The organism is Bacillus sp. PDNC022 (assembly GCF_016919285.1).
Classification (GTDB): domain Bacteria; phylum Bacillota; class Bacilli; order Bacillales; family Bacillaceae; genus Bacillus; species Bacillus safensis.
In genome coordinates this window covers 1087424-1108964 of sequence record NZ_CP070345.1, presented here as the reverse complement: position 1 = coordinate 1108964, position 21541 = coordinate 1087424, and the positions used below count along the sequence as shown (strand labels likewise).

The 21541-nt window shown below is 39.0% G+C and carries 28 protein-coding genes; 23 read left to right on the top strand and 5 right to left on the bottom strand.

Going from position 1 to position 21541, the window contains the following annotated elements; genetic code table 11:
- Both nrdF and JVX94_RS05850 read left to right on the top strand, forming a co-directional pair.
- Complete coding sequence (gene nrdF / locus JVX94_RS05855) at window positions 1-981, top strand: class 1b ribonucleoside-diphosphate reductase subunit beta (RefSeq protein WP_034662137.1); 981 nt, start codon at window positions 1-3, stop codon at window positions 979-981.
- An 88-nt stretch (window positions 982-1069) separates the two neighbouring features.
- Entirely contained in the window at window positions 1070-1687 is a 618-nt protein-coding gene (locus JVX94_RS05850; protein ID WP_205184910.1) for a hypothetical protein, read from the top strand.
- Between the two features lie 67 nt (window positions 1688-1754).
- Here the strand turns inward: JVX94_RS05850 and JVX94_RS05845 are convergent, their stop codons facing one another.
- Window positions 1755-2513, bottom strand: coding sequence for an N-acetylmuramoyl-L-alanine amidase (locus JVX94_RS05845; RefSeq protein ID WP_095408571.1), 759 nt, complete (start codon window positions 2511-2513; stop codon window positions 1755-1757).
- Window positions 2514-2833: 320 nt separating this feature from the next.
- Here JVX94_RS05845 and spoVK point away from each other — a divergent pair, with 320 nt between their 5' ends.
- The 5 genes from spoVK to glnA all read left to right on the top strand — a co-directional run bounded on the left by spoVK (window position 2834) and on the right by glnA (window position 8370).
- Window positions 2834-3793 (top strand): stage V sporulation protein K, encoded by a 960-nt coding sequence (gene spoVK, locus JVX94_RS05840; protein ID WP_048239875.1) that lies wholly within the window; start codon window positions 2834-2836, stop codon window positions 3791-3793.
- Between the two features lie 121 nt (window positions 3794-3914).
- Entirely contained in the window at window positions 3915-5186 is a 1272-nt protein-coding gene (gene hflX / locus JVX94_RS05835) for a GTPase HflX (RefSeq protein WP_144470588.1), read from the top strand.
- A 6-nt stretch (window positions 5187-5192) separates the two neighbouring features.
- Window positions 5193-6473, top strand: a complete 1281-nt coding sequence (locus JVX94_RS05830; protein ID WP_205184908.1) for a methionine gamma-lyase family protein — start codon at window positions 5193-5195, stop codon at window positions 6471-6473.
- A gap of 91 nt (window positions 6474-6564) precedes the next feature.
- Window positions 6565-6975, top strand: a complete 411-nt coding sequence (locus JVX94_RS05825; RefSeq protein WP_095408575.1) for a MerR family transcriptional regulator — start codon at window positions 6565-6567, stop codon at window positions 6973-6975.
- A gap of 60 nt (window positions 6976-7035) precedes the next feature.
- Complete coding sequence (gene glnA / locus JVX94_RS05820) at window positions 7036-8370, top strand: type I glutamate--ammonia ligase (RefSeq protein WP_025093273.1); 1335 nt, start codon at window positions 7036-7038, stop codon at window positions 8368-8370.
- 111 nt (window positions 8371-8481) lie between these two features.
- On the opposite strand, the gene JVX94_RS05815 is transcribed toward glnA, so the two are convergent.
- Genes JVX94_RS05815 through JVX94_RS05805 form a run of 3 tightly spaced genes read right to left on the bottom strand, consistent with a single transcriptional unit; the run spans window position 8482 to window position 11054 of the window.
- On the bottom strand, window positions 8482-9636 hold the full coding sequence (locus JVX94_RS05815; protein ID WP_205184906.1) for a site-specific integrase: 1155 nt from the start codon (window positions 9634-9636) through the stop codon (window positions 8482-8484).
- Between the two features lie 21 nt (window positions 9637-9657).
- A complete protein-coding gene (locus JVX94_RS05810) occupies window positions 9658-10716 on the bottom strand; it encodes an ImmA/IrrE family metallo-endopeptidase (protein ID WP_202734478.1) in 1059 nt (352 codons plus the stop codon).
- Window positions 10713-11054: a helix-turn-helix domain-containing protein gene (locus tag JVX94_RS05805; protein WP_202734477.1), complete on the bottom strand. Its 342-nt coding sequence runs from the start codon at window positions 11052-11054 to the stop codon at window positions 10713-10715. The genes JVX94_RS05810 and JVX94_RS05805 overlap by 4 nt, the downstream gene beginning before the upstream one ends.
- Window positions 11055-11149: 95 nt before the next feature.
- On the opposite strand from JVX94_RS05805, the gene JVX94_RS05800 reads away from it, so the two are divergent.
- The 4 genes from JVX94_RS05800 (at window position 11150) to JVX94_RS05780 (ending at window position 12879) form a co-directional block, all read left to right on the top strand.
- Entirely contained in the window at window positions 11150-11386 is a 237-nt protein-coding gene (locus tag JVX94_RS05800; protein ID WP_202734476.1) for a helix-turn-helix transcriptional regulator, read from the top strand.
- A 108-nt stretch (window positions 11387-11494) separates the two neighbouring features.
- Window positions 11495-12268, top strand: a complete 774-nt coding sequence (locus tag JVX94_RS19555; RefSeq protein WP_240193806.1) for a phage antirepressor KilAC domain-containing protein — start codon at window positions 11495-11497, stop codon at window positions 12266-12268.
- 13 nt (window positions 12269-12281) lie between these two features.
- Window positions 12282-12593, top strand: coding sequence for a MerR family transcriptional regulator (locus tag JVX94_RS05785; RefSeq protein ID WP_106072732.1), 312 nt, complete (start codon window positions 12282-12284; stop codon window positions 12591-12593).
- A 40-nt stretch (window positions 12594-12633) separates the two neighbouring features.
- Entirely contained in the window at window positions 12634-12879 is a 246-nt protein-coding gene (locus JVX94_RS05780; protein ID WP_205184905.1) for a hypothetical protein, read from the top strand.
- Here JVX94_RS05780 and JVX94_RS05775 read toward each other — a convergent pair.
- A complete protein-coding gene (locus tag JVX94_RS05775; RefSeq protein ID WP_202734474.1) occupies window positions 12876-13253 on the bottom strand; it encodes a DUF2513 domain-containing protein in 378 nt (125 codons plus the stop codon). The genes JVX94_RS05780 and JVX94_RS05775 overlap by 4 nt on opposite strands.
- A 62-nt stretch (window positions 13254-13315) precedes the next feature.
- On the opposite strand from JVX94_RS05775, the gene JVX94_RS05770 reads away from it, so the two are divergent.
- The 12 genes from JVX94_RS05770 to JVX94_RS05715 all read left to right on the top strand — a co-directional run bounded on the left by JVX94_RS05770 (window position 13316) and on the right by JVX94_RS05715 (window position 21424).
- Window positions 13316-13585: a YqaH family protein gene (locus JVX94_RS05770; RefSeq protein WP_202734473.1), complete on the top strand. Its 270-nt coding sequence runs from the start codon at window positions 13316-13318 to the stop codon at window positions 13583-13585.
- Window positions 13586-13842: 257 nt separating this feature from the next.
- Window positions 13843-14397 carry a host-nuclease inhibitor Gam family protein gene (locus JVX94_RS05765; protein WP_205184902.1) on the top strand — a complete coding sequence of 185 codons (555 nt, stop codon included), beginning with the start codon at window positions 13843-13845 and terminating at the stop codon, window positions 14395-14397.
- Window positions 14398-14400: 3 nt separating this feature from the next.
- Complete coding sequence (locus JVX94_RS05760; protein WP_205184899.1) at window positions 14401-15339, top strand: AAA family ATPase; 939 nt, start codon at window positions 14401-14403, stop codon at window positions 15337-15339.
- On the top strand, window positions 15329-15526 hold the full coding sequence (locus JVX94_RS05755) for a hypothetical protein (protein WP_019260095.1): 198 nt from the start codon (window positions 15329-15331) through the stop codon (window positions 15524-15526). Before JVX94_RS05760 ends, JVX94_RS05755 begins: the two co-directional genes overlap by 11 nt.
- 24 nt (window positions 15527-15550) lie before the next feature.
- Window positions 15551-15988, top strand: a complete 438-nt coding sequence (locus JVX94_RS05750) for a DUF669 domain-containing protein (protein WP_205184895.1) — start codon at window positions 15551-15553, stop codon at window positions 15986-15988.
- Window positions 15989-16048: 60 nt separating this feature from the next.
- Window positions 16049-18463: a phage/plasmid primase, P4 family gene (locus tag JVX94_RS05745; RefSeq protein ID WP_205184893.1), complete on the top strand. Its 2415-nt coding sequence runs from the start codon at window positions 16049-16051 to the stop codon at window positions 18461-18463.
- 208 nt (window positions 18464-18671) lie between these two features.
- Window positions 18672-19109 carry a hypothetical protein gene (locus tag JVX94_RS05740; RefSeq protein ID WP_205184892.1) on the top strand — a complete coding sequence of 146 codons (438 nt, stop codon included), beginning with the start codon at window positions 18672-18674 and terminating at the stop codon, window positions 19107-19109.
- Window positions 19106-19645, top strand: a complete 540-nt coding sequence (locus JVX94_RS05735; RefSeq protein ID WP_034319962.1) for an ERCC4 domain-containing protein — start codon at window positions 19106-19108, stop codon at window positions 19643-19645. Before JVX94_RS05740 ends, JVX94_RS05735 begins: the two co-directional genes overlap by 4 nt.
- On the top strand, window positions 19642-19812 hold the full coding sequence (gene fbpA, locus JVX94_RS05730; RefSeq protein WP_073206640.1) for a Fur-regulated basic protein FbpA: 171 nt from the start codon (window positions 19642-19644) through the stop codon (window positions 19810-19812). The genes JVX94_RS05735 and fbpA overlap by 4 nt, the downstream gene beginning before the upstream one ends.
- A gap of 2 nt (window positions 19813-19814) precedes the next feature.
- On the top strand, window positions 19815-20330 hold the full coding sequence (locus JVX94_RS05725; RefSeq protein WP_205184890.1) for a putative metallopeptidase: 516 nt from the start codon (window positions 19815-19817) through the stop codon (window positions 20328-20330).
- A gap of 125 nt (window positions 20331-20455) precedes the next feature.
- Entirely contained in the window at window positions 20456-21211 is a 756-nt protein-coding gene (locus JVX94_RS05720) for a DNA cytosine methyltransferase (protein ID WP_205184888.1), read from the top strand.
- 18 nt (window positions 21212-21229) lie between these two features.
- A complete protein-coding gene (locus JVX94_RS05715; RefSeq protein ID WP_481748187.1) occupies window positions 21230-21424 on the top strand; it encodes an XtrA/YqaO family protein in 195 nt (64 codons plus the stop codon).
- Window positions 21425-21541 lie beyond the last annotated feature (117 nt).

Below are 21541 nucleotides of genomic sequence, written 5' to 3'. Positions count from 1 at the left end.
GTGACAAAAATTTATGATGCAGCCAACTGGTCAAAACACGAAGACGATTTTACACAAATGTTTTACAACCAAAATGTGAAGCAGTTCTGGCTTCCAGAAGAGATTTCCTTAAACGGAGATCTCTTAACATGGAAATATTTAGGTGAAAAAGAGCGAGATACGTACATGAAGGTACTTGCTGGACTGACTTTACTTGATACAGAACAAGGAAATACAGGGATGCCGATTGTTGCTGAACATGTGGACGGCCATCAGCGTAAAGCTGTACTCAACTTTATGGCAATGATGGAAAATGCGGTGCATGCGAAATCATACTCAAATATCTTCATGACACTCGCACCAACTGAAACGATCAGTGAAGTGTTTGAATGGGTCAAGAAGAATAAATTCCTGCAAAAGAAAGCAGATATGATTGTCAGTTTATACCGTTCGATTCAAAAGGACGATCCTATTTCTCTCTTTAAAGCAATGGTTGCTTCTGTCTATTTAGAAAGCTTCCTATTTTATAGTGGTTTTTACTACCCGCTTTATTTCTATGGGCAAGGAAAGCTCATGCAAAGTGGTGAAATCATCAACTTAATTTTGCGTGATGAAGCGATTCACGGTGTGTACGTTGGATTATTAGCACAAGAAATTTACAACAAACAAACACCTGAAGTGCAAAAAGAGCTATATGATTTCTCTATTGACCTTTTAAACGAGCTTTATGAAAATGAACTTCATTACACTGAAGATATTTATGACCAAGTCAATTTATCGCATGATGTGAAAAAGTTCATTCGTTACAATGCCAATAAAGCGTTAATGAACCTTGGATTTGCCCCTTACTTTGAAGAAGAAGAGATCAACCCAATTGTATTGAATGGACTCAATACAAAAACAAAGTCGCATGACTTCTTCTCAATGAAAGGGAACGGCTACAAAAAAGCAACAGTTGAGCCATTAAAAGATGACGACTTCTTCTTTGGAGATGAATCATAAGGAAAGCATAAAAGTCAAAACGCATCACTCGTTTTGGCTTTTTGCCATTTCTAACAATGTGTTAGTTACATACTGGAGGTTACCGAACATGGGAAAAATGGACGAAATTATTTTAGTTGCACCACGCGCACGCGTGTTCCAAAACGAAACACTTGCGTTTAATGGTGTGAACAGTGAAGAGAAAGCAATCAGCACAATTATGAAAGAAATCGAAGAGCACTTCGAGCAAATGCGAAGAGGCGATGCAGAAGAAAACCCTGACTTCAAGCAGCCAATTCCTTATGTCGTGATTAAGCGTGAGGACGAAGTGTATGTATACGAAAGACTTCAAGGCGGAGGAGAGACTCGCTTACATCATAAGTTATCTCTTGGCTTTGGGGGGCATATGAATTTCATCGAAGGAAAAAACTTTGCTGAGATTCTAAAAGAAAATACGGATCGTGAGCTGGACGAAGAACTTTCTATTCAAGAAGAAGACAAACTTGAAATGAAAACCCTTGGATTAATCAATGACGATGACAACAGTGTCGGCCGTGTGCACATCGGGCTGTTATCAGCGCTTGAGCTATCTCCGGGTGCTCATGTGGAAGTAAAAGAAACAGATCAAATCTCAGGAAAATGGATGAAAGCAGCCGATTTGAAAAAGCCTGAATACTTCGATCGTCTTGAAACATGGTCTCAATTTGTCGTCAACATCCTAGCGTAAATGAATACACAACAAACCGGCTCAGCGAAAGACTTGAGCCGGTTTGTTTCGTTACAACAGCTTTAGCTTATTGGAAAACAAATGCGTCGTGACCGGCCTGCTTCAATCTTGCGACGAGGTCATCTGCATTTTGTTTTGTACGGAAAGCCCCGGCTTGTACTCGGAACATGCCGCCGTCTAATACAACAAACGCGTCAAAGCCTTTGGATTTAAGTGTGGCTGCTAATTCATCCGCATTGGCTTTCACCTTGAAAGCTCCTGCCTGCACTTTATAAAGATTACTTGCTTTTTTTTTCAATTGAAAGGCTTCTTCAAGACCAGTTGCATGAGCGCGAGCGATGCCTTGAAGGAAGGTTGCGTTACGGAGCTTATTAGCATCAGCTGCCGTATCAATGAAACCATTCTCTGTTAAAATAGCGGACATAGAAGTTTCTCGAAGAACGTGGAAGTTCGCAGTTTTCTTGCCGCGGTTAGCAAAATCAACCGAGCGGACAATTTCATCATGAAGGGCGTTGCGATACGTGGTGGTCGGTGCTGAAACGCCTGGATACACATAGCTTTCAAACCCTGTGCCCCCGCCAGCATTAATATGAATAGACACGAAATAGTCAGCTCCCCAGCTGTTTGCCGCATTCGTACGCTGGGACAAAGTGACGGATTGGTCAGTTGAACGACTTAAGCGGACAGAAACCCCATCATATTCACTAATCAAAATGTCTCTCAATAAAAGCGCGATTTGAAGTGTTATATTTTTCTCCAAAAGTCCATTAGCACTAGCTCCAGAATCTGTTCCTCCGTGGCCAGGATCAATAAAAATTTTCACCATCTATTCATCACCTCGTCTTTATTTTATGAGAAAATAGAAGAATTGCCTGTACAAAATGCGGAAATCATTGAGACTCTTTTCTGCATGATTTGTGATCAAAAAGCTACATTTTTCTAAGAAAAAGCAAATTGTTGGTTTGTCCGCCCAAAAGGGATGAATACAATGGAAATAGCACATCATTTCCTGGGAAACCGCAGAAATCCCTACAATATTCGGTATCTCGGGTCATTTTGACAGCAAACTTGGGCTTAGGCGGGCGATTGTCACGATTACAGCTCCACCCGAATAGAATAAAGAGAGAAGAGCGAGAGGTGAATACGTTGGAGCGAGCTGTCACATATAAAAACAACGGCCAAATCAATATTATACTTAACGGACAAAAGCAAGTATTGGTTGATGCAGACTCAGAGGCAGAATACCTAGAAGCCTTGCAGAAAAATGAGGCAAAACACAGCATCTTACGGGAAATAGAGCGTGAAATGAACAGCCTTGTCGGTATGGATGAAATGAAACGAAACATAAAAGAGATTTATGCTTGGATTTTTGTTAATCAAAAACGGCAGGAACAAGGGTTAAAGGTAGGGAAACAAGCGCTTCATATGATGTTCAAAGGAAATCCAGGCACAGGGAAAACCACAGTTGCAAGACTTGTCGGGAAGCTTTTCTTTGAAATGAATGTGCTCTCAAAGGGTCACTTAATTGAAGCAGAACGCGGTGATCTTGTTGGGGAGTACATTGGTCATACAGCGCAAAAAACAAGGGATTTAATTAAAAAATCACTAGGTGGTATTTTATTCATTGACGAAGCCTATTCTCTTGCGCGCGGAGGAGAAAAGGATTTTGGAAAAGAGGCGATAGATACCCTTGTAAAACATATGGAGGACAAACAGCACGAATTTATTCTCATTCTTGCAGGTTACTCCAAGGAAATGGAACATTTTCTTTCTTTAAATCCCGGCTTGCAATCAAGATTTCCAATCAACATCAGCTTTCCTGATTATACAGTCGATCAGCTCATGGATATTGCTAAACGAATGATGGCGGACAGGGAATATGTTTTTACCCAAGAAGCTGAATGGAAGCTGCGGGATTATTTAATGCACATTAAAAGTACCACGAGCCCGGCAAAATTCAGCAACGGCCGGTTTGTGCGAAACACCATTGAAAAAGCCATACGAACCCAGGCGATGAGACTGCTTCTTGTGGATCATTATGATAAAAAAGATCTGCTGACCATTAAAAGTCACGATCTTCAAATGAAAGAGGATACGCCTTCTTGAAATGGCGTATCCTTTTTATAAAGAGATACTAAAATAAACCATCCGAATAGTGGTATACGTGTGATGTGTTTGGTATGATGGTACTACTGAAAACTTAAGTACAGAAAGGAAACAACTGACGTTGAATGAACATGAAATGACTGAAAAAGCGATCCTAGTCGGCTGCCAATTGCCGCATGTAACGGATGAACGCTTTCAATACTCAATGGAAGAATTAGCTTCCTTAACTAAAACGGCTGGCGGTGAAGCTGTCAGCGTGATGACGCAGAAGAGAAATAGACAAGACAGTGCAACGTATATCGGTAAAGGGAAAGTAGAAGAACTTGAAGTGCTTTGCGAGGAATTCGAATGCGATGTCATTATTTTTAACGACGAGCTTTCTCCAAGCCAGCTAAAAGCTTTGGCGACTGCTTTAGATGTGAAAATTATTGACCGTACGCAATTGATTTTAGATATCTTTGCGAAAAGAGCCCGTACAAGAGAGGGGAAGCTGCAAATAGAGCTTGCCCAGCTTCAGTATGCCCTGCCGAGACTAAGTGGACAAGGGATCAGCCTCTCAAGACAAGGGGGCGGAATTGGCGCAAGAGGTCCAGGTGAAACAAAACTGGAAACAGATAGACGTCATATTCGAAACCGCATTCACGAAATTAACGGGCAGTTATCTGCAGTCAAAGAACACCGAACAAGATACCGGGAACGCCGAAAGAAAAATGGTGTGTTCCAAATTGCCATTGTCGGGTATACGAATGCCGGAAAATCAACTTTGTTTAATCAATTAACAGAAGCGGATAGTCATGAAGAGGATTTGCTATTTGCGACACTTGATCCAATGACACGTAAGATGACATTAGAATCTGGCTACAGTGTGCTGATTTCAGATACAGTTGGCTTTATCCAAGACCTTCCGACCACACTGATTGCCGCATTTCGTTCCACCCTTGAAGAAGTGAAGGAAGCCGATTATTTGCTTCATGTCATCGACTCTTCTAATGAGGATTATGAAGGGCACGAACGAACGGTTCATGAGCTTTTAGAAGAATTAGAAGCGGACCGTATTCCGATGTTGACTGTTTATAACAAGGAAGATCAAATCAGACCAGATTTCATCCCATCTACAAAGCATCGCCACATAATAATCAGTGCTAGACGCAAAGAAGATGTGAAAAGGTTAAAAGCGGATATTATGGCTGAGCTGAAAAAAGCCTTTTTAAAGCCATATCATGTGAAGATTCCAGCGTATGAAGGGAAGCTCATCTCCGCATTAAAATCAGAAACGCTTGTGGAATCACTAGAATTTCAAAAAGAAGCAGAGATTTATGATATCACCGGATTTAGTGGTGAGGATCAGACCATTTTAGGTCAAATCAAGAAGTATATGTTGGAAAGGAATTAAATCAAGATGTTTCACACATTAAAACACGGCAGTATTTTAGAAAAAGCAGCAGCAGAAACAGAACAAGAGATTTTACACGTGCATCAGCAAATTGATCAAAAGAGTGAACAAAATGAGTGGCGGGTGCTTGAAAGCTATCGAAAGCACAAAGTCAGTGACTCTCACTTTAATCCGACGACTGGATATGGCTACGATGATATGGGAAGAGACACATTAGAAAAGATTTATGCGGATGTTTTCGGAGGAGAAAGCGGCCTTGTGCGTCCGCAAATTATTTCCGGGACACACGCAATTTCTATTGCCTTATTTGGTGTGCTGAGACCTGGCGATGAACTGATCTACATGACGGGAAAACCATACGATACGCTAGAAGAAATTGTCGGGATTCGCGGCAAAGAAGGGACAGGCTCATTAAAAGACTTCCAGATTGACTACAAAGCCATTGATTTGCGTCAAGATGGATCCGTCGATTACGACAAAGTAAAAGAGGCGATTTCCACTAAAACAAAAGTGATCGGTATCCAGCGTTCAAAAGGCTATGCGTCAAGACCATCCTTTACTATAGAAGAAATTGAGCAAATGATTTCATTTGTGAAAGAGATTAATGAAGAAATCATTGTATTTGTAGATAACTGTTATGGTGAATTTACTGAATTGCAAGAGCCATGTCATGTCGGAGCTGATCTCATGGCCGGTTCACTAATTAAAAACCCAGGCGGAGGCCTTGCCAAAACAGGCGGCTACATCGTTGGAAAAGAAAAATGGGTAGAAGCTTGCTCTTATCGAATGACTTCTCCAGGCATCGGCAGTGAAGCGGGTGCATCGCTGTATGCGCTCCAAGAAATGTATCAAGGCTTTTTCTTGGCGCCGCATGTTGTAGCTCAAAGCTTAAAAGGCGCAGTATTTACGGCTCGTTTTCTTGAGAAGCTCGGATTCCAAACAAACCCAGCGTGGAATGCGAAAAGAACGGATTTGATTCAATCAGTCGAATTTGGAGATCCTAAAAAAATGATTGCGTTCTGTCAGGCAATCCAGTATGCATCTCCGATTAACAGTCACGTCACACCACATGCAAGCTATATGCCGGGCTACGAGGACGATGTCATTATGGCAGCGGGCACGTTTGTACAAGGAGCCAGTATCGAATTATCAGCCGATGGTCCGATCAGACCGCCTTATACTGCCTATGTTCAAGGCGGACTCACGTATGCCCATGTGAAAAATGCGATTTGCAGTGCTGTCGATGCCTTATTGGAACAAGGTTTTATTGAAGTGCCTGCTCGATAAAAAATTCCATGTTAATATTCCTAACATCTTGTTGACACATAATATAACATGACATATAATAAATTTAAGCAAAGAGGAGGAGACAGTTGAGATGAGTGATAACATTCGCCGCTCAATGCCTTTATTCCCAATTGGGATTGTCATGCAGCTAACAGAATTATCTGCAAGACAAATTCGCTATTATGAGGAAAATGGTTTAGTATTTCCAGCAAGAAGTGATGGAAACCGCCGATTATTTTCTTTTCATGATGTTGATAAATTACTAGAAATTAAAAACCTCATCGAACAAGGTGTAAACATGGCAGGGATCAAAAAGCTCTTTGCCAAAGCTGAGGCAGAAAATCCATCGTCTGATACAAAGACGGATGAAAAAGCTGCAGCTAAGCACAACTTGACAGATGATGAACTCAGGAAGCTACTGAAGAAGGAACTCATTCAGGCTGGACGTTTCCAACAAGGAACGACCTTTAGGCAGGGGGATATGTCAAGGTTCTTCCGTTAACCAATTAGCAAAAGCATTGCTATACACATTTTACCTTTTGTAGGGGAGGAGTTTTACGAAATGGCAAAGTACACAAGAGAAGATATCGTAAAATTAGTAAATGAGGAAAACGTAAAGTACATCCGTCTGCAATTTACAGACATTCTCGGAACGATTAAAAATGTTGAGATTCCTGTGAGCCAGTTAGAAAAAGCTCTCGATAACAAATGTATGTTTGACGGTTCATCTATTGAAGGATTCGTACGTATCGAAGAATCAGATATGTACCTATACCCAGATCTAAACACATTTGTTATTTTCCCTTGGACAGCAGAAAAAGGTAAAGTTGCACGCTTTATTTGTGACATTTATAAGCCAGACGGGACACCATTTGATGGAGACCCGCGTAACAACTTAAAGCGTATTTTAAAGGAAATGGAAGAACTAGGATTTAGTGATTTCAACCTTGGACCTGAGCCAGAATTCTTCTTATTTAAATTAGATGAAAAAGGCGAGCCAACGCTTGAACTAAACGATAAAGGCGGATACTTTGATCTTGCACCAACAGATCTAGGCGAAAACTGCCGTCGTGATATCGTACTTGAGCTTGAAGAAATGGGCTTTGAAATTGAAGCATCTCACCACGAAGTAGCACCAGGGCAGCATGAAATTGACTTCAAATATGCAGGCGCGATCCGTTCTTGTGATGACATTCAAACGTTCAAACTCGTTGTCAAAACCATCGCGAGAAAGCATGGTCTTCATGCGACATTCATGCCAAAACCATTGTTCGGTGTAAACGGATCTGGTATGCACTGTAACCTATCATTATTCAAAAATGGCAAAAACGCATTCTTTGATGAAAAAGCAGATTTACAATTAAGCGAGACTGCTAGACACTTTATCGCAGGTATCGTCAAGCACGCAACAAGCTTTACAGCGGTCACAAACCCAACTGTAAACTCTTACAAGCGTCTTGTACCTGGCTATGAAGCACCTTGCTATGTGGCATGGAGTGCACAAAACCGCAGCCCATTGATCCGTATCCCAGCATCACGCGGCATCAGCACACGCGTAGAAGTGCGCAGCGTAGACCCATCTGCAAACCCATACCTTGCACTAAGCGTATTACTTGCAGCAGGTCTAGACGGAATCAAAAACAAACTAGAAGCACCAGCACCAATCGACAGAAACATCTATGTCATGGACAAAGAAGAGCGCCTTGAAAACGGCATCGCTGACCTTCCTGCAACACTTGCAGAAGCACTCGAGCTGCTAAAATCAAACGAAGTCATGATTAACGCACTAGGCGATCACCTATTCGAGCACTTCATCGAATCAAAAGAAATCGAATGGGATATGTTCCGCACCCAAGTACACCCATGGGAACGCGATCAGTATATGTCTCAGTACTAATAAAGAAAACCCCTTGGAGCCAATGGTTTCAGGGGGTTTTTATTTTGGTCAAAAAATGAACGGAACAATATTTTTGGTCCTTGACCAAAATATGACCAAAAAAATTTGAAGTTATGAATTTAACTCCACAATTGATGAGACGTAATTCTCGTAATCCTTAATTCGATTTTGGTCAAGTTTCTTACTAATGTGTGAATAAACATCTGCTGTCACCATCATGCTTTTGTGACCTAATCGTTCTTGGATGTATTTCATGTCAGCCCCTGACTCTAAAAGGAGAACAGCATGTGTATGGCGTAAAGCATGAATTGGCATTTTATCAATATTAGATCTTTTTAAGATACGATTAAAAGCATTAAAAAGAGTAGACTTTGGCAGAAAGTTTCCGTCAACTCTGCAAAACACCAAATTGAGATCATGCTTATAATTATCCTGTAACATTTGTTTGTTTTCAAATTGCCACTTCTTATGTTTTTGCAAAGCAGCGGAGAGGGAAGAGCTAATTAATATTCTTCGTTTGGATTCATATGTTTTAGTTTCTCCAAATAGTTCCTCAGATGATTTTGCAGAGAAATCTAAGGTGTTAGTAATGTCTATGTAATTTTCTCTTAGATTAATATTTGTCCATTGTAGAGCAGCAGCTTCACCTTTACGCATACCGGTTTCTATGAGTGATCTAAAAAAGATATAGTAAATATAGTTGTATTTATATGCTTCCTGAAGAAATTTTGGAATATCCTCAGAAAGCATATATTCCAGAACGTTTTTTTTCTTGCTATTTTTATTAGACACAGTTGCCCCATAGCAAGGGTTTTTTGTGAGTTTACCTATAATGACAGCCTTGCTGAAAGCATTAAACATCGTACCGTGTATGATTTCCACAGTACGCTTGCTATAACCTTGACTGGTTAAATAGTTTAAGAATTTTTGATACATAATCGGCTTAATATCTGTAATTTTGATATTTTTGAAGTAGGGAAGGATATGATTCATGATGTTTCGTTCGTGGAGTTCATATGTATTCTTTCTAACGGTGTCTTTTTTGTATTCATGTAGCCAATTGATCAGAAATTTTTCGAGTGACATGGTGCTTGTGTCCAACTCGAATCCTGCTGCTATTTGCTTTTCTTGTTCTGTTGCAGCTTGCTGAGCTTCTTTTTTTGTTTTAAAACCACTTTTTGATTTTACTTTGTATTTGAGTGTGAAAGGATCCTTAAAGGAAATACGATATTCCCACTTGTCTCCTCTCTTTCTGAATGTGGCCATAGTTTACCTCCCAAATATGTTTTAGGAATTTTTATAAGTAACTGTAAAAGGAAATGGGTTTTGATTATTTTGGTGATTTTGTTTTTCTATATTCCAGTCTTGCAGTAGTCCTTGACGATAGAATGTAGATTCGTTACCACACTTTGAACAATACCGAGCATTACCGTCAAGTATTGATTCACAACTTTTTTGAGAAAAATTCCATCCACTGTCGTCTGTATGATATGTCTCGATACATTTGTTAATTAAATATGTATTACAAATTTTACATATATCACCTTCGTGATTTACTTGTTCGTTTTCGCATTTAGGACAAATAATTGATCTTCCGTTTTTGTCTAATTGATAACCACTATATATCAATTCTGTATTCTCCTTTTTATTTATAATTTTGTTATTTCCGCAAATAGGACAATGTTTTGATGATTTATTAACAAAAGAATGAGTACAATTACGACAAAACATTGAATTTTTTATAGTTGAGATAAACTTACTAAAACATTTTAATTGAAGATTAATCATTGGCATAAATGTATTGTATAAATCAAAACTTAATGATTTTAATCTTACTTTTGCAGCTCCCTTAGATATTTTGAAATAGTTAATTAATTCAGTTTCTGTTTTTATGTCTAAGTGTTTAATTAATACAGCAGGGGCTAGTACATTTCTAGCAAATGAGTTCACCTCGTTTTCTAATACTCTATACTTTGATTCAGTCATTTTACTTCTTCTAAGTATAGTTTCTTCGAGTTCAACAAGGTGATTCATATATATATGGCCTATTTCATGCATTAAAGTAAAACGGATTCTTCCTGGTATCATAATTGTATCGTTATAAGCAATTGTGTGGTTTACCCCATCATAAATAGTGTAACCATCCTTACTTTGAAATGCCTCTATAATTTCAGGAATGCTCATTTCATGTATTTCAGCTAATTCAGAATACGAAATTAATCCCCATTTATTTCTTTTAATTATTTGGAATGGATCTATTGGAAAGTCAGAGATATTTTCATTAGCAAAAAAATAACTGACTTTCTGCATCACTTTAGTGTACCGAGCTTTTTTAGGGAATTTCATTCATCCATCGCTTCTTTTCCACGTTGTTGCATTGTTTTTATTAGTGCTTTTAAAGCATCCTTTTGTCCGTTATTCAAACTGTTTATATCTCTCGCGATTGTTCTTACTTCTTCATCAAATTCATTTAATGTGGGTTCATTTTTTTCTATGTCAAGAAGAAAATCAACACCTACATTATAAAAATCAGCTATCTTCTTTAACATTTCAACACTAGGTTTTGCTATATCATTCTCCCATGAATTATATCTCCCACGTTGAATATCTAACTTATCTGCAACTTGGTACTGGCTCAATCCTCTTTGTGATCTAAGCTTTTTTAGATTTGTACCTAAACTCATAATCGCCCTCCAGAAAAAAATTTTCCAATCGGGGTTGACGGATAATTAAATTATCCATTATAATCAGAACTACCGAAAGGAAGGTGGTGGATAAAGTGACCAAAAAACGCCAATACTTTTCTAAGTGCCGCAAAGCAAAAGGCACACAAGAGTATGTGGCAAAAGAAAACGGTATTTCAACTGTCTATCTGCGTATGATTGAAAATGGAACATTTACTCCTGGCAGAGATCTAATGTTTAGATTATGTTATTATTTTGATCAACCGGCAGAGGAATTATTTCCGGATTACTTTTGTAATACGTCTCTTAAGTATGTCGATAGCGATAATTAAATTATCCATATTTGGATTATAGATAATTTAATCGCACTAGTCAATGAGTTTCTATTTTTTTATCATTTTGGATAATTAAATTATCCGTTATGGAGGAGGGAGTAAAAAATGGATTTATCAATATTGGTTAAAAACAATCAAAGAGTCTTAACTACAGCACAAATAGCTAAAGCTTATGGAACGAGTCATAGAAGAATATCTGAAAATTTCAATTCAAATAAACAGCGTTACAAAGAAGGGAAGCACTTTTTCTTACTTCAAGGAAACGAGTTAAAGTCATTTGGACAGCAATACGGAAATACCGTATCAGTCGAAAGAGTATCTAAACTATACCTTTGGACAGAAAAAGGTGCTTGGCTACATGCAAAGTCTTTAAATTCTAATCTAGCTTGGGATGCTTATGAAATTCTTGTAGACGATTATTATTCTTTGAAAGATATATATAGACTGCCAACTAGTTATAAAGAAGCTTTGTTGCAATTAGTCAGTCAAGTTGAGAAAAATGAACAACTAGAAACACAAAACTTAATTCTTATGCAACAGGTTAATGAATGTCAGCCCAAAGCATCTTATTACGATATGGTTCTGCAAAATAAGTCACTTCTTTCAGTTTCCAAAATTGCAAAGGACTATGGTATGAGTGCTATAAAATTGAACAAGTTGCTTCATGAATTAGGCGTGCAGTACAAGCAGGGGGACATATGGCTCTTGTATGCAAAGCATCAAGATAAGGGGTACACACAAACTCATACTCACGTTATTGATGCTGAAAAATCTAAAGTACAAACAAAGTGGACTCAAAAAGGAAGATTGTTCATTTACGAACTTTTAAAGCAACAAAGCATTCTGCCAATAATTGAACGAGAAGAGCGTGCTTCGTAAGGGGGAACAAGAATTGTTTGAATTAACAATGAAAGCAGATTCTGATTCATTTAGAAATAATCTCTATGATTTGCTTCAGGAAGTTGCTGCTTCAATTATAGAAGACCATAAACAAGAAAATGAACTTCCTTACATGATCAGTAAAGCTCAGCTAGCTAAACATATATTTAATGTCAGCTCTCAAACGCTTGATGTTCACGTGATTAATAGACCAGACTTTCCAAAGTTCAAAGTTGGCGAAAGAATATTGTTTCCACGAGACATGGTGCTTGATTGGATTAAAAAGCATATTGAGGTCGTTGAAAAAATCAAACTAAACAATTAAAGGGAGAGAAGGAAATTGTAGATCAAAAGGAGGTGACGAAATGAGCGACAAACAAAATAAAACAACCCCTGCGGCAACAGAGGTTGAGTCTAAACTTTTTCGACGTATTGGTATTTCTAGTTATGGAATTAAACAGCAAAGAATCAGTGAAAATCCAACTGATAATCTAAAAAGCACACTGAGTGTTGAATTCTTATTTATCAGTCGGAATTCAGGTGTTGAAAAATTCGATAAGTTTTTGAAAGACTTAGCCCTATTCATTGAAGAACAGAACAAGCAAACCTAGAGGCCAATTCTAGACTTAATAAACGCAGCTGCGACTTGAGACACAGTAGGTAATGACACACTAGCAAGTTGGGAAATTTTCGCTTTAGTGTCTTTCCAAATACCATCGTCTCTTATATTGTCCAAAAATTCATGTCCGGAGAAGGAAATTGAAGAAACAACAATGTCCCATATCTCACCATCGCCTCTTTGGATAGAACCTATAAGGTATTCATTTTCAATTAGTTTAGTGACACAGTAAATTGTTTCATCTTGACCAAACTTGTCTGCGATTTTAGAAGATTTAATATCTCTTAAACAGATATCATCATTGAGACCTAGGTTTTCTTCAAATTCAAGCATTAGCAATCTAACACAATCATGATTCAGTTTCATAGTTTCACCACCTATTTAAACAGATAATAACATTATACCAATGATTGGAAAGGAGAAGAAATATGGATCTAAATCAATTTTTAAAAGCTGACTGTGAAAAGTCAGTAAGGTTGATTAAATCAACACAATTTCTTGTTGATGAATTACTAAGCGATGCCATCAAGGATCAAGATTTTGACGGATGTGTTGAGATAGCTGGATCAGTTATTACGAATTGTAAGGAACTTAAACGGATTGAGCAGTCGGAAAATATAGTCCCGCTACACAAAATCGCATCAAAATTTGAAGATAGAGGTTTAAAGATTTCAAATGTAACGAGACCTATGAAATAAATTTAAAGCACAAAAAGTATTGAATGATATAAATTTTGCTTAAAAATTTTTTGTTTTATGGTTGATTCACCATAAAAAACATAATTTTTACCCCAAAAACCACATAAGTTAGGAACTATTTTTATGCATTATTTACAGAATAAAATATATATAGAACCAAAAAAGCCCACACTGCAATGTGGACTTTAAAAAAAACAAAAGCAAGTTCCATTTTAAATGGAACCTTTAACAAAATCAATTAGAGGAAGGTGTCTCATTTGAATCCATTACAGGATTTTGAACTAAATGAAATTAATAACGGCGAACTGCCGGGAGACCGTCCACAGTTTGAAATTACTGATATGAACAGCCTTAATTGGGCTTTCCGGAAAATAGTTGCTCTCAAGTCGCAGGAAAAGGAAATCAAAGTGCTGGCAGCAACAGAAAAGCAACGTATTGAAGAATGGGAAAGGCAGGAGCTTAAGCCTTTAAGTGACAGTCTTTCTTTCTTTGAAAACCTAGTGAGTGTCTATCATACAAAGCAGTTGCAAGAAGACCCGAAGGCAAAAACACTTTCCACACCTTATGGGAAATCTAAAAGCCGGACAACCAAAGCATCGCCTAAAGAAGTGGACAAGGAAAAACTTCTGCATCATGTGAAAGATGCTGGCATGACTGAATTTATAAAAGAGTCTGTGGCATGGGGTGATCTCAAAAAGACACTGACTGTCACTGAGCTTGATGGGAAACCGATCGTAATTGATTTAAATGGACAAGCTGTCCCAGGCGTAGAAGTGCAGCCGGAAACAGTCAGCTTCAAAGTGGAGGTGTAAGTGATGTTTCAAGTAACAGACGCGCAGCGTCAAAAGGAAAAAGCAATTGTGGGTTTTATCGGTCCGAGTGGTTCCGGTAAGACGGCCGGCGCCCTTCTGATAGCTTACGGAATGATGCGTGAGGCATATCCAGAAGTAAACGACGAGGAAATCTGGTCAAAGATCGGTGTCGTTGATACTGAGCACCGACGCGCAAAACTGTACGCTAATTTACAGTTTGATGATATTCGCATCGGTAGCTTTAAGCATATTGATTTTACACCGCCGTATACGACAGAACGATATCAAATGGCAGTCGAAGCAATTAAGAACGCCGGTGCCGAAGTTGTCGTAATTGATTCACTCTCACACAACTGGCAGGGTGAAGGCGGAATAGTTGAAACACATGGCAGCATGTCCGGCAACTCGTTTCAAAACTGGGGCAAACTTGCGCCGGAAACAACCAAACTCATTAAGACGTTAACAAAAAATGACGTTCACATCTTGGCGACATTGAGAACAAAAACGGAGTATGTAGTGGAGCCTGATAATAACGGAAAAATGGCTCCGCGTAAGGTTGGAACAAAACCTGTACAGAAAGATGAAATGGAATACGAGTTTATGCTCAATTTCAATATTGATATTGATCATATGGCTGAGACATCAAAAGACAATACGCGGATGTTTGAAGGATCTTCAATCAAGCTAAACCCAGAAGTCGGCCGCAAACTTTATCAGTGGCTTGAGCTTGGCATTGACGTAATGGCGGAGGAAGAAACAGAACGCATCGGCTTGATTACTCACATCAAAATGATGATTGAAGGCAACGAAAAGGCTGCGCAAATGATTGAGGAGTTCCAGATCAAAGCGAATCAGAAGCTTGAACAATGGAATATCAAACTTGCTAATGCTGCTATTGATAGATTAAACAGCGTACTTGGAGGTGAGCCAAGTGAAAAATGATTCAAAACTCGAAGAGATTCGGGGGCATGCGACCATATCTGATGTGCCCTGGTTAATTTCAGAGATTGATAGATTGAATAGTGGCATAGACAGTGTAATTTATGATTTGCGAAATGAAGACATCACCGATCCGCATGTAGTGGATTCAATTACTCAAAATCTTGTAGCTGTACTAAACGGCAAATAAAACAAAAAATTGGAGGAATTAAATATGTTCACAGTAGACCACAGCAAAGGCGATACATTTGAACCAATTAAACCAGGAGAATATGAAGCAACAGTAATGCATTTTGAAGAAAAAACAGCAGCGTCAGGCAATAAGCGACTTGTCGTAGATTATGAAATTCGTTCAGATGTTGAACAGCCATGTCAGGGGCAGAAAATTTTATATGATAACTTCACGGTTACAGAAAACGCTATGTGGAGATTCCACCAGGCATCAAAAGCCGCAGGTTTCCCCAATGGAATGAAATTCAAAGATCATATCGAATGGGCGAATGCTTTCTTAAATAAACCAGTTCGTCTAGTTGTCGGAGAAAGAGAGCATAACGGGAAAACATATCCCGAAGTCAAAGGGTTTAAATTGTCCGAAGCATCGGCCCCTAATGCTGATCCAATTAATATCAGTGACGACGATGTACCTTTTTGATCATAGAAAACACAATTGAGGGAGTTTATAGCTCCCTTGTCTTTAAAGGGGAGTTATTACATGTACGAATTTAAGAACATACCGCAAGAGCTCAAAAACGCCCCTCAATGGATATTATGGCGTTCCGAAGAACGTGACGGTAAGAAAACAAAAGTCCCGTATCAGATTGACGGCAGCATGGCACAATCCAGTAATAAAAGAACCTGGTCAACATTTCCGACCATTATAAAATTCTATAATAACCGAGACTATGACGGGATCGGCTTCATGTTTTCAAAAGATGATCCGTTTATAGGCATAGATATTGACCATTGTGTGGAGGATGGGGTTTTGTCGCCATTCGCTCAAGAAATTGTTGATAGTGTAGGCAGCTATACCGAATTTTCACCAAGTGGAGAAGGTGTCCACATTATTGCCAAAGGTAAAATTCCGTTACGGGGCCAGGGAACAGGAAGAAAAAATCCCGAACTAGGATTAGAAGTATATAGACACGGGCGCTATTTTACCTTTACAGGAAACAGTCTCGGGATAGGGGCCATAGAAGAACGATCAGACAAGCTCAAGGAGCTCTTTAATAAATATTTGAAGGACAAAAAAGAAGAAACGAAAACATCTAGCCCACCTGCTGCTTCATCCCGTGATATGAATAATCTTTCTAATAAAGAGATATGGGAAAGGATGTTTAACAGCAAGAACGGGAAGAGCATTCAAGATTTGTTTAATGGTCATTTGATAAACGAGGATCATTCTGCCACAGATATGGCCTTGTGTAACCACTTGGCATTTTGGACCGATAAAGACACTTCAAAAATGGATTCAATGTTTCGTGAAACGGGATTGTATCGGGAAAAGTGGGATCGGCAACATTCGTCCGATGGTGCTACATATGGAGAAATGACCATTGCAGCTGCCGTTTATTCTACTCATAAAACAATATCCGATTTGATGGAAGAACAGCAGGATCAGCCTTACGAAGTATATATTTCTCATCCTGATAATTCTCAAGTTGAGGATACCGAAGAAATTATAGATACGCCGCCCGTGTTCCATTTGACCGAGTTGGGGAATGCTGAAAGGCTTGTCTATTATCACGGAAAAAATATCCGGTATTGTAATGAGCTTGAATGGTTAATTTGGAACGGGAAGATGTGGGAGGAAGACAGCAAACGAAAGATTGAGGCTTTAGCTGCTCAAACATTGCGTGCCATTTATGGTGAAGCAAAAGCAACGGAAGACGGGTACAAAAAAAAGCAGCTGAACGATTGGGCCAAAAAATGCGAGCGCCGCAATATTCGGATGAATACGATTTTAGATACACGGCCTATGGTTGCCGTTAAAAAGGAGGAGCTCGATTCTCATAAATATCTGTTTAATTGTGAAAATGGTGTGATTAATTTAAAGACAGGTGAAATTTTGCCACATGATCGGGATTTACTCTTTACAAAAATTTCGTCAGTAGCTTATGAAAAAGATGCGGATTGTTCAAACTGGAAAGCATTTTTAGAAAGTATTTTCATAGATGAAGAGGGCAACCCAAACTATGAAATTATTAATTTTATGCAAAAGGCTATTGGCTATGCATTAACGGGTGATACGTCTGAACAAGTAATGTTCTTCCTGTTCGGAAATGGACGTAATGGTAAATCAACGTTTATCAATACTGTTCAGCAACTACTTGGAGACTATGGGCGGCAAACGAACAGCGATACATTTATCAAAAAGAAAAATGATAGCAGCATTAATAATGACATAGCTCGCCTAGATGGTGCACGCTTTGTGTCGGCTGTAGAGAGTGAAGAAGGCCAGCAACTTTCTGAATCATTAGTGAAGCAGATCACCGGTGGCGAAAAGATGTCCGCACGTTTCTTGCGCCAGGAGTATTTTGAGTTTACACCGGAATTTAAAGTGTTCTTTACGACAAACCATAAACCAATCGTAAAGGGAAGCGACGAGGGTATTTGGCGGCGCATTCGATTAGTTCCTTTTACAGTTACGATCCCAAAGGAAAAAGTAGATAAGAAGCTACCGCAGAAACTAGCTGCAGAAATGCCAGGTATTCTAAGATGGGCCGTTGAGGGTTGTTTGAAATGGCAGAAGGAAGGGCTCAAGGAACCGGAAGTCATAAGGAAAGCAACCGAGGGATATCGAGAGGACATGGACATTTTAGGGCCGTTTCTTGCTGAAAGATGCGTGATCCATCCGGCCTCAAAAGTTGAGTCGAAAGAGATTTATAAGGAATACAAAAACTGGTGCTATGAAAATGACGATGTAGAACTTAAAAATAGAGCCTTTTATCGTCAACTCGAGATTAGAGGTTTTAAAAAGGAAACAGGAGCAAAAAATAAATTGTTTTTCATCGGAATTGGCTTACAAAAATTACAAGGTCATCTTAATTTTGATGAAAGGGTTAGTAAAGGGGTTAGTGAACCAACAACAAAAAATAACGTAACGCCGATGACAAGAAAGAAGCTCTAAGCATTGGTATATAAGGGTTTTAGATGATATTTTTCATTGGAAAAACAATATAGGGTTAGTAAGGGTTAGTTTTTTTATATGTTCCTCTCACATGAAAATTAATTAATAAAAAATAAATATATATATATAGGGCTTTAATACAAAAATATATAACCCTAACTAACTCACTAACCCAAAAACTAACCCTTTTTAAAAAGAGGTGGGGAAAATGCACCCGAAACAAATTTGTGCAGATATAGAAATGATGGGCGCTCGTTTGGTTCTCGATGGTAATGATCTTTATATTGAGAATCCCGAAAACGTCTATCAAGAACTTGTGGAATTTGTCCAGTCTTACAAGAAACGAATTATTCGTTATTTGAAAGGCGAATACTCGGATCATGAACATAATGTGAAACAAACAATAGATAAGATCATTAATTATTACATGGGCCTTGCTCAAGACTTAAATACAAAAATAGATGACTGGTTTAATCATGATTGGGAGGCAGCGATAAAAGTCTCGAGATTGCTCGTTTTATTTTGGGAGAACGGATGGAGAGACTTTGACAGTTCCGTTTCAAATTTTGAAAGTGAGGAAACGTACAAACTCTCATTAGAAATTTATGAAAGGGCAATGTCTTATTTTAAGGGGAATAAATCATGACTATTATTCATTACAACTATTCAGACACAGAGTTAAAAGAAATTTTAGGCAGCATGGTCATTATTGTGGATACGAGAGAACAGAAGAATCAACATGTTCTTGACTATCTCCGCAAAAAGAACGTATCAATCAAGTTCAAAGGGATGAAGACGGGCGACTATTCCGCAATGATTCCCAAAAATGAGGCATATGGAATCAATAGAGATATGTATTTAAACGCTGCTATCGAAAGGAAAAACGGAGTTGACGAGCTTGTTCAATCCATTAAGGATCGTTCCAGGTTTGAAAATGAATTGATTCGTGCATCAAAAAACCCTTTCACTCTTCTTGTGGAAGACCTGGAAGGGTATCAAAAGATACTCAACGGGAAATATCGTTCAAAATATGAACCGAAATCGTTGTTAGGCAGCTTAAAGACATTTGAGGTTCGTTACAATTTCTCAACGGTTTTTATTAATCCAAGTGCGACCGGAAACTATATCTATCATCACTTTCATTATATGGCCCGTGAATTACTAAAGGGGGGCTTGATGTGAATGAATTAATGAAGGCCCTTTATCTTGAGCGAAAAAAGGATGAAATCAAAGCGCAGCTGCTTAAAATGGGATATTTTAAAACGCCTGATGGTCGACAGTTGTATGAGCTATCACTAGATGAACTAGACGAAATATTCAAAAAACAATTGATTGAAAGGGGAAAATAAAAATGGCGTTTGTAGGTTTTGAAGAATCACACGAGGTGCGGCAGCTGGCTAAAAGTTTAATTGATGAACACCACCCACATTTAAAAGATGCGATAGGGCACATTGGTTTTTATATTCGAGAAGGTAGCAGCAAATGGGCGGGAAAAGCGAAAAAATGTACGGCCTTTGAACGCCATATGACTGATTACATGCTTTTCGTATTTGTAAATAAGGAAGCCTGGAAGGCAATGAACAAGAAACAGCGTGCCACCCTGGTCGATCATGAACTTTGTCATTTTACACGTACCAAAACGGAAGAACCGGACCCGAAAGATCCGAGGAATTGGATTACTGTGTACGGGCCGGCCGATGATCCTGATAGTTGGGGAATTCGAGAGCATGATGTGGAGGAATTTTCCGAAATCATTGAGCGTCATGGACTTTGGGATACGGGTATTGAATCATTCGCCGCAGTTGTGCGGGAGGCTGATCATCAAATGAATATTGATGATGTAAACCGTATAACAAGGGTGAAGTAAATGAGGAATCGGCTACTTATCTTTTATATCGTGTTCGGATTGTTTTCAGCTTTATCAATAATAAATGTGAAATAAGAGTCTTATATAATCACTAAAAATACCCTAAAGGATTTGGAGTTAACGCAATGAAAAGTATAGAGCTATTCGCAGGAATCGGAGGAATTGCGCTTGCTGCAGAATGGGCTGGCATTGAAACTATCGCTTTCTGTGAGCGTGAACCCTATTGTCAAAAACTACTGAATCAAAATTTCCCGAACGTTCCTGTCTTTGATGATGTACGCACCTTGAATAGACAACTTTTTGAAGACAAAGGAGTGATTGAACCTAATGGAACAATTGACATTATTTCAGGAGGATTCCCTTGCCAGCCTTACAGTATTGCCGGGAAGCGAAGAGGCACGGAAGATGACCGCGACCTCTGGCCAGAAATGTTTAGGATCATCAAAGAACTCAGACCCATTTGGGTTGTTGGTGAAAACGTTGCTAACTTCGCAAACATGGAACTCGACCGCACGGTACTTGACTTGGAAAGTGCAGATTACGAAGTCCAAACGTTCCTTATACCGGCTGTCGCCGTCGAAGCCCCGCATGAAAGAATGCGAACCTTCGTTGTGGCCTACGCCAAGAACAAAGGGGATGTGCGGAGGGACAGGATCATTTCAGACGATGATCGACCTTCAAACAAAAGGCGTGATCACAGAAACCGAGAGAAAACAAATGACGGCGGGCAATGGTGGGCAGCTGAACCCAACGTGGGTAGAGTGGCTCATGGGGTTCCCGATCGGGTGGACAGAATTAAAGGATTAGGCAACGCTGTTGTACCGCAACAAATTTACCCAATCTTTAAAGCGATTGTTGATATATCAAATAGAGCCTTGTGAAAGGAGGCAATGAAAGACTTGAGATTACAAGACATTCCAAGTAAAATTATAGATAATATTGAGACTTTAGGCACGAAAGAGCCTATTGTCGTTGTTTTATCTGATGGTAAAGCGAGATATGCACCGCTGCCGTCTCACGGTGAAACAAAAATCGTTACACATGACAATAAGGTGACTCGTGTTAGCTTCAATGAAGGCGAGTTGTTCAAGTAAATAAAACCGTTCTACCGGAAAGCCGGGGGCACTGATCATGACAGCATAAGCGCTGTTTGGTTGGTGTCCCTTTTTTATATTTCAGAAAAGAAGAAAACGAGGTGTAAATCTATGTCT

Coding starts and splice junctions, on each gene's coding strand:
- JVX94_RS05775 (WP_202734474.1), bottom strand. CDS start 13,253: ATGAAACTGAATCATGATTGTGTTAGATTGCTAATGCTTGAATTTGAA.
- JVX94_RS05750 (WP_205184895.1), top strand. CDS start 15,551: ATGTTCACAGTAGACCACAGCAAAGGCGATACATTTGAACCAATTAAA.
- JVX94_RS05720 (WP_205184888.1), top strand. CDS start 20,456: ATGAAAAGTATAGAGCTATTCGCAGGAATCGGAGGAATTGCGCTTGCT.
- JVX94_RS05780 (WP_205184905.1), top strand. CDS start 12,634: ATGAGCGACAAACAAAATAAAACAACCCCTGCGGCAACAGAGGTTGAG.
- JVX94_RS05810 (WP_202734478.1), bottom strand. CDS start 10,716: ATGAAATTCCCTAAAAAAGCTCGGTACACTAAAGTGATGCAGAAAGTC.
- JVX94_RS05760 (WP_205184899.1), top strand. CDS start 14,401: ATGTTTCAAGTAACAGACGCGCAGCGTCAAAAGGAAAAAGCAATTGTG.
- JVX94_RS05745 (WP_205184893.1), top strand. CDS start 16,049: ATGTACGAATTTAAGAACATACCGCAAGAGCTCAAAAACGCCCCTCAA.
- JVX94_RS05845 (WP_095408571.1), bottom strand. CDS start 2,513: ATGGTGAAAATTTTTATTGATCCTGGCCACGGAGGAACAGATTCTGGA.
- JVX94_RS05740 (WP_205184892.1), top strand. CDS start 18,672: ATGCACCCGAAACAAATTTGTGCAGATATAGAAATGATGGGCGCTCGT.
- JVX94_RS05735 (WP_034319962.1), top strand. CDS start 19,106: ATGACTATTATTCATTACAACTATTCAGACACAGAGTTAAAAGAAATT.
- JVX94_RS05830 (WP_205184908.1), top strand. CDS start 5,193: ATGTTTCACACATTAAAACACGGCAGTATTTTAGAAAAAGCAGCAGCA.
- JVX94_RS05815 (WP_205184906.1), bottom strand. CDS start 9,636: ATGGCCACATTCAGAAAGAGAGGAGACAAGTGGGAATATCGTATTTCC.
- JVX94_RS05825 (WP_095408575.1), top strand. CDS start 6,565: ATGAGTGATAACATTCGCCGCTCAATGCCTTTATTCCCAATTGGGATT.
- JVX94_RS05850 (WP_205184910.1), top strand. CDS start 1,070: ATGGGAAAAATGGACGAAATTATTTTAGTTGCACCACGCGCACGCGTG.
- glnA (WP_025093273.1), top strand. CDS start 7,036: ATGGCAAAGTACACAAGAGAAGATATCGTAAAATTAGTAAATGAGGAA.
- JVX94_RS05725 (WP_205184890.1), top strand. CDS start 19,815: ATGGCGTTTGTAGGTTTTGAAGAATCACACGAGGTGCGGCAGCTGGCT.
- JVX94_RS05805 (WP_202734477.1), bottom strand. CDS start 11,054: ATGAGTTTAGGTACAAATCTAAAAAAGCTTAGATCACAAAGAGGATTG.
- JVX94_RS05770 (WP_202734473.1), top strand. CDS start 13,316: ATGGATCTAAATCAATTTTTAAAAGCTGACTGTGAAAAGTCAGTAAGG.
- JVX94_RS19555 (WP_240193806.1), top strand. CDS start 11,495: ATGGATTTATCAATATTGGTTAAAAACAATCAAAGAGTCTTAACTACA.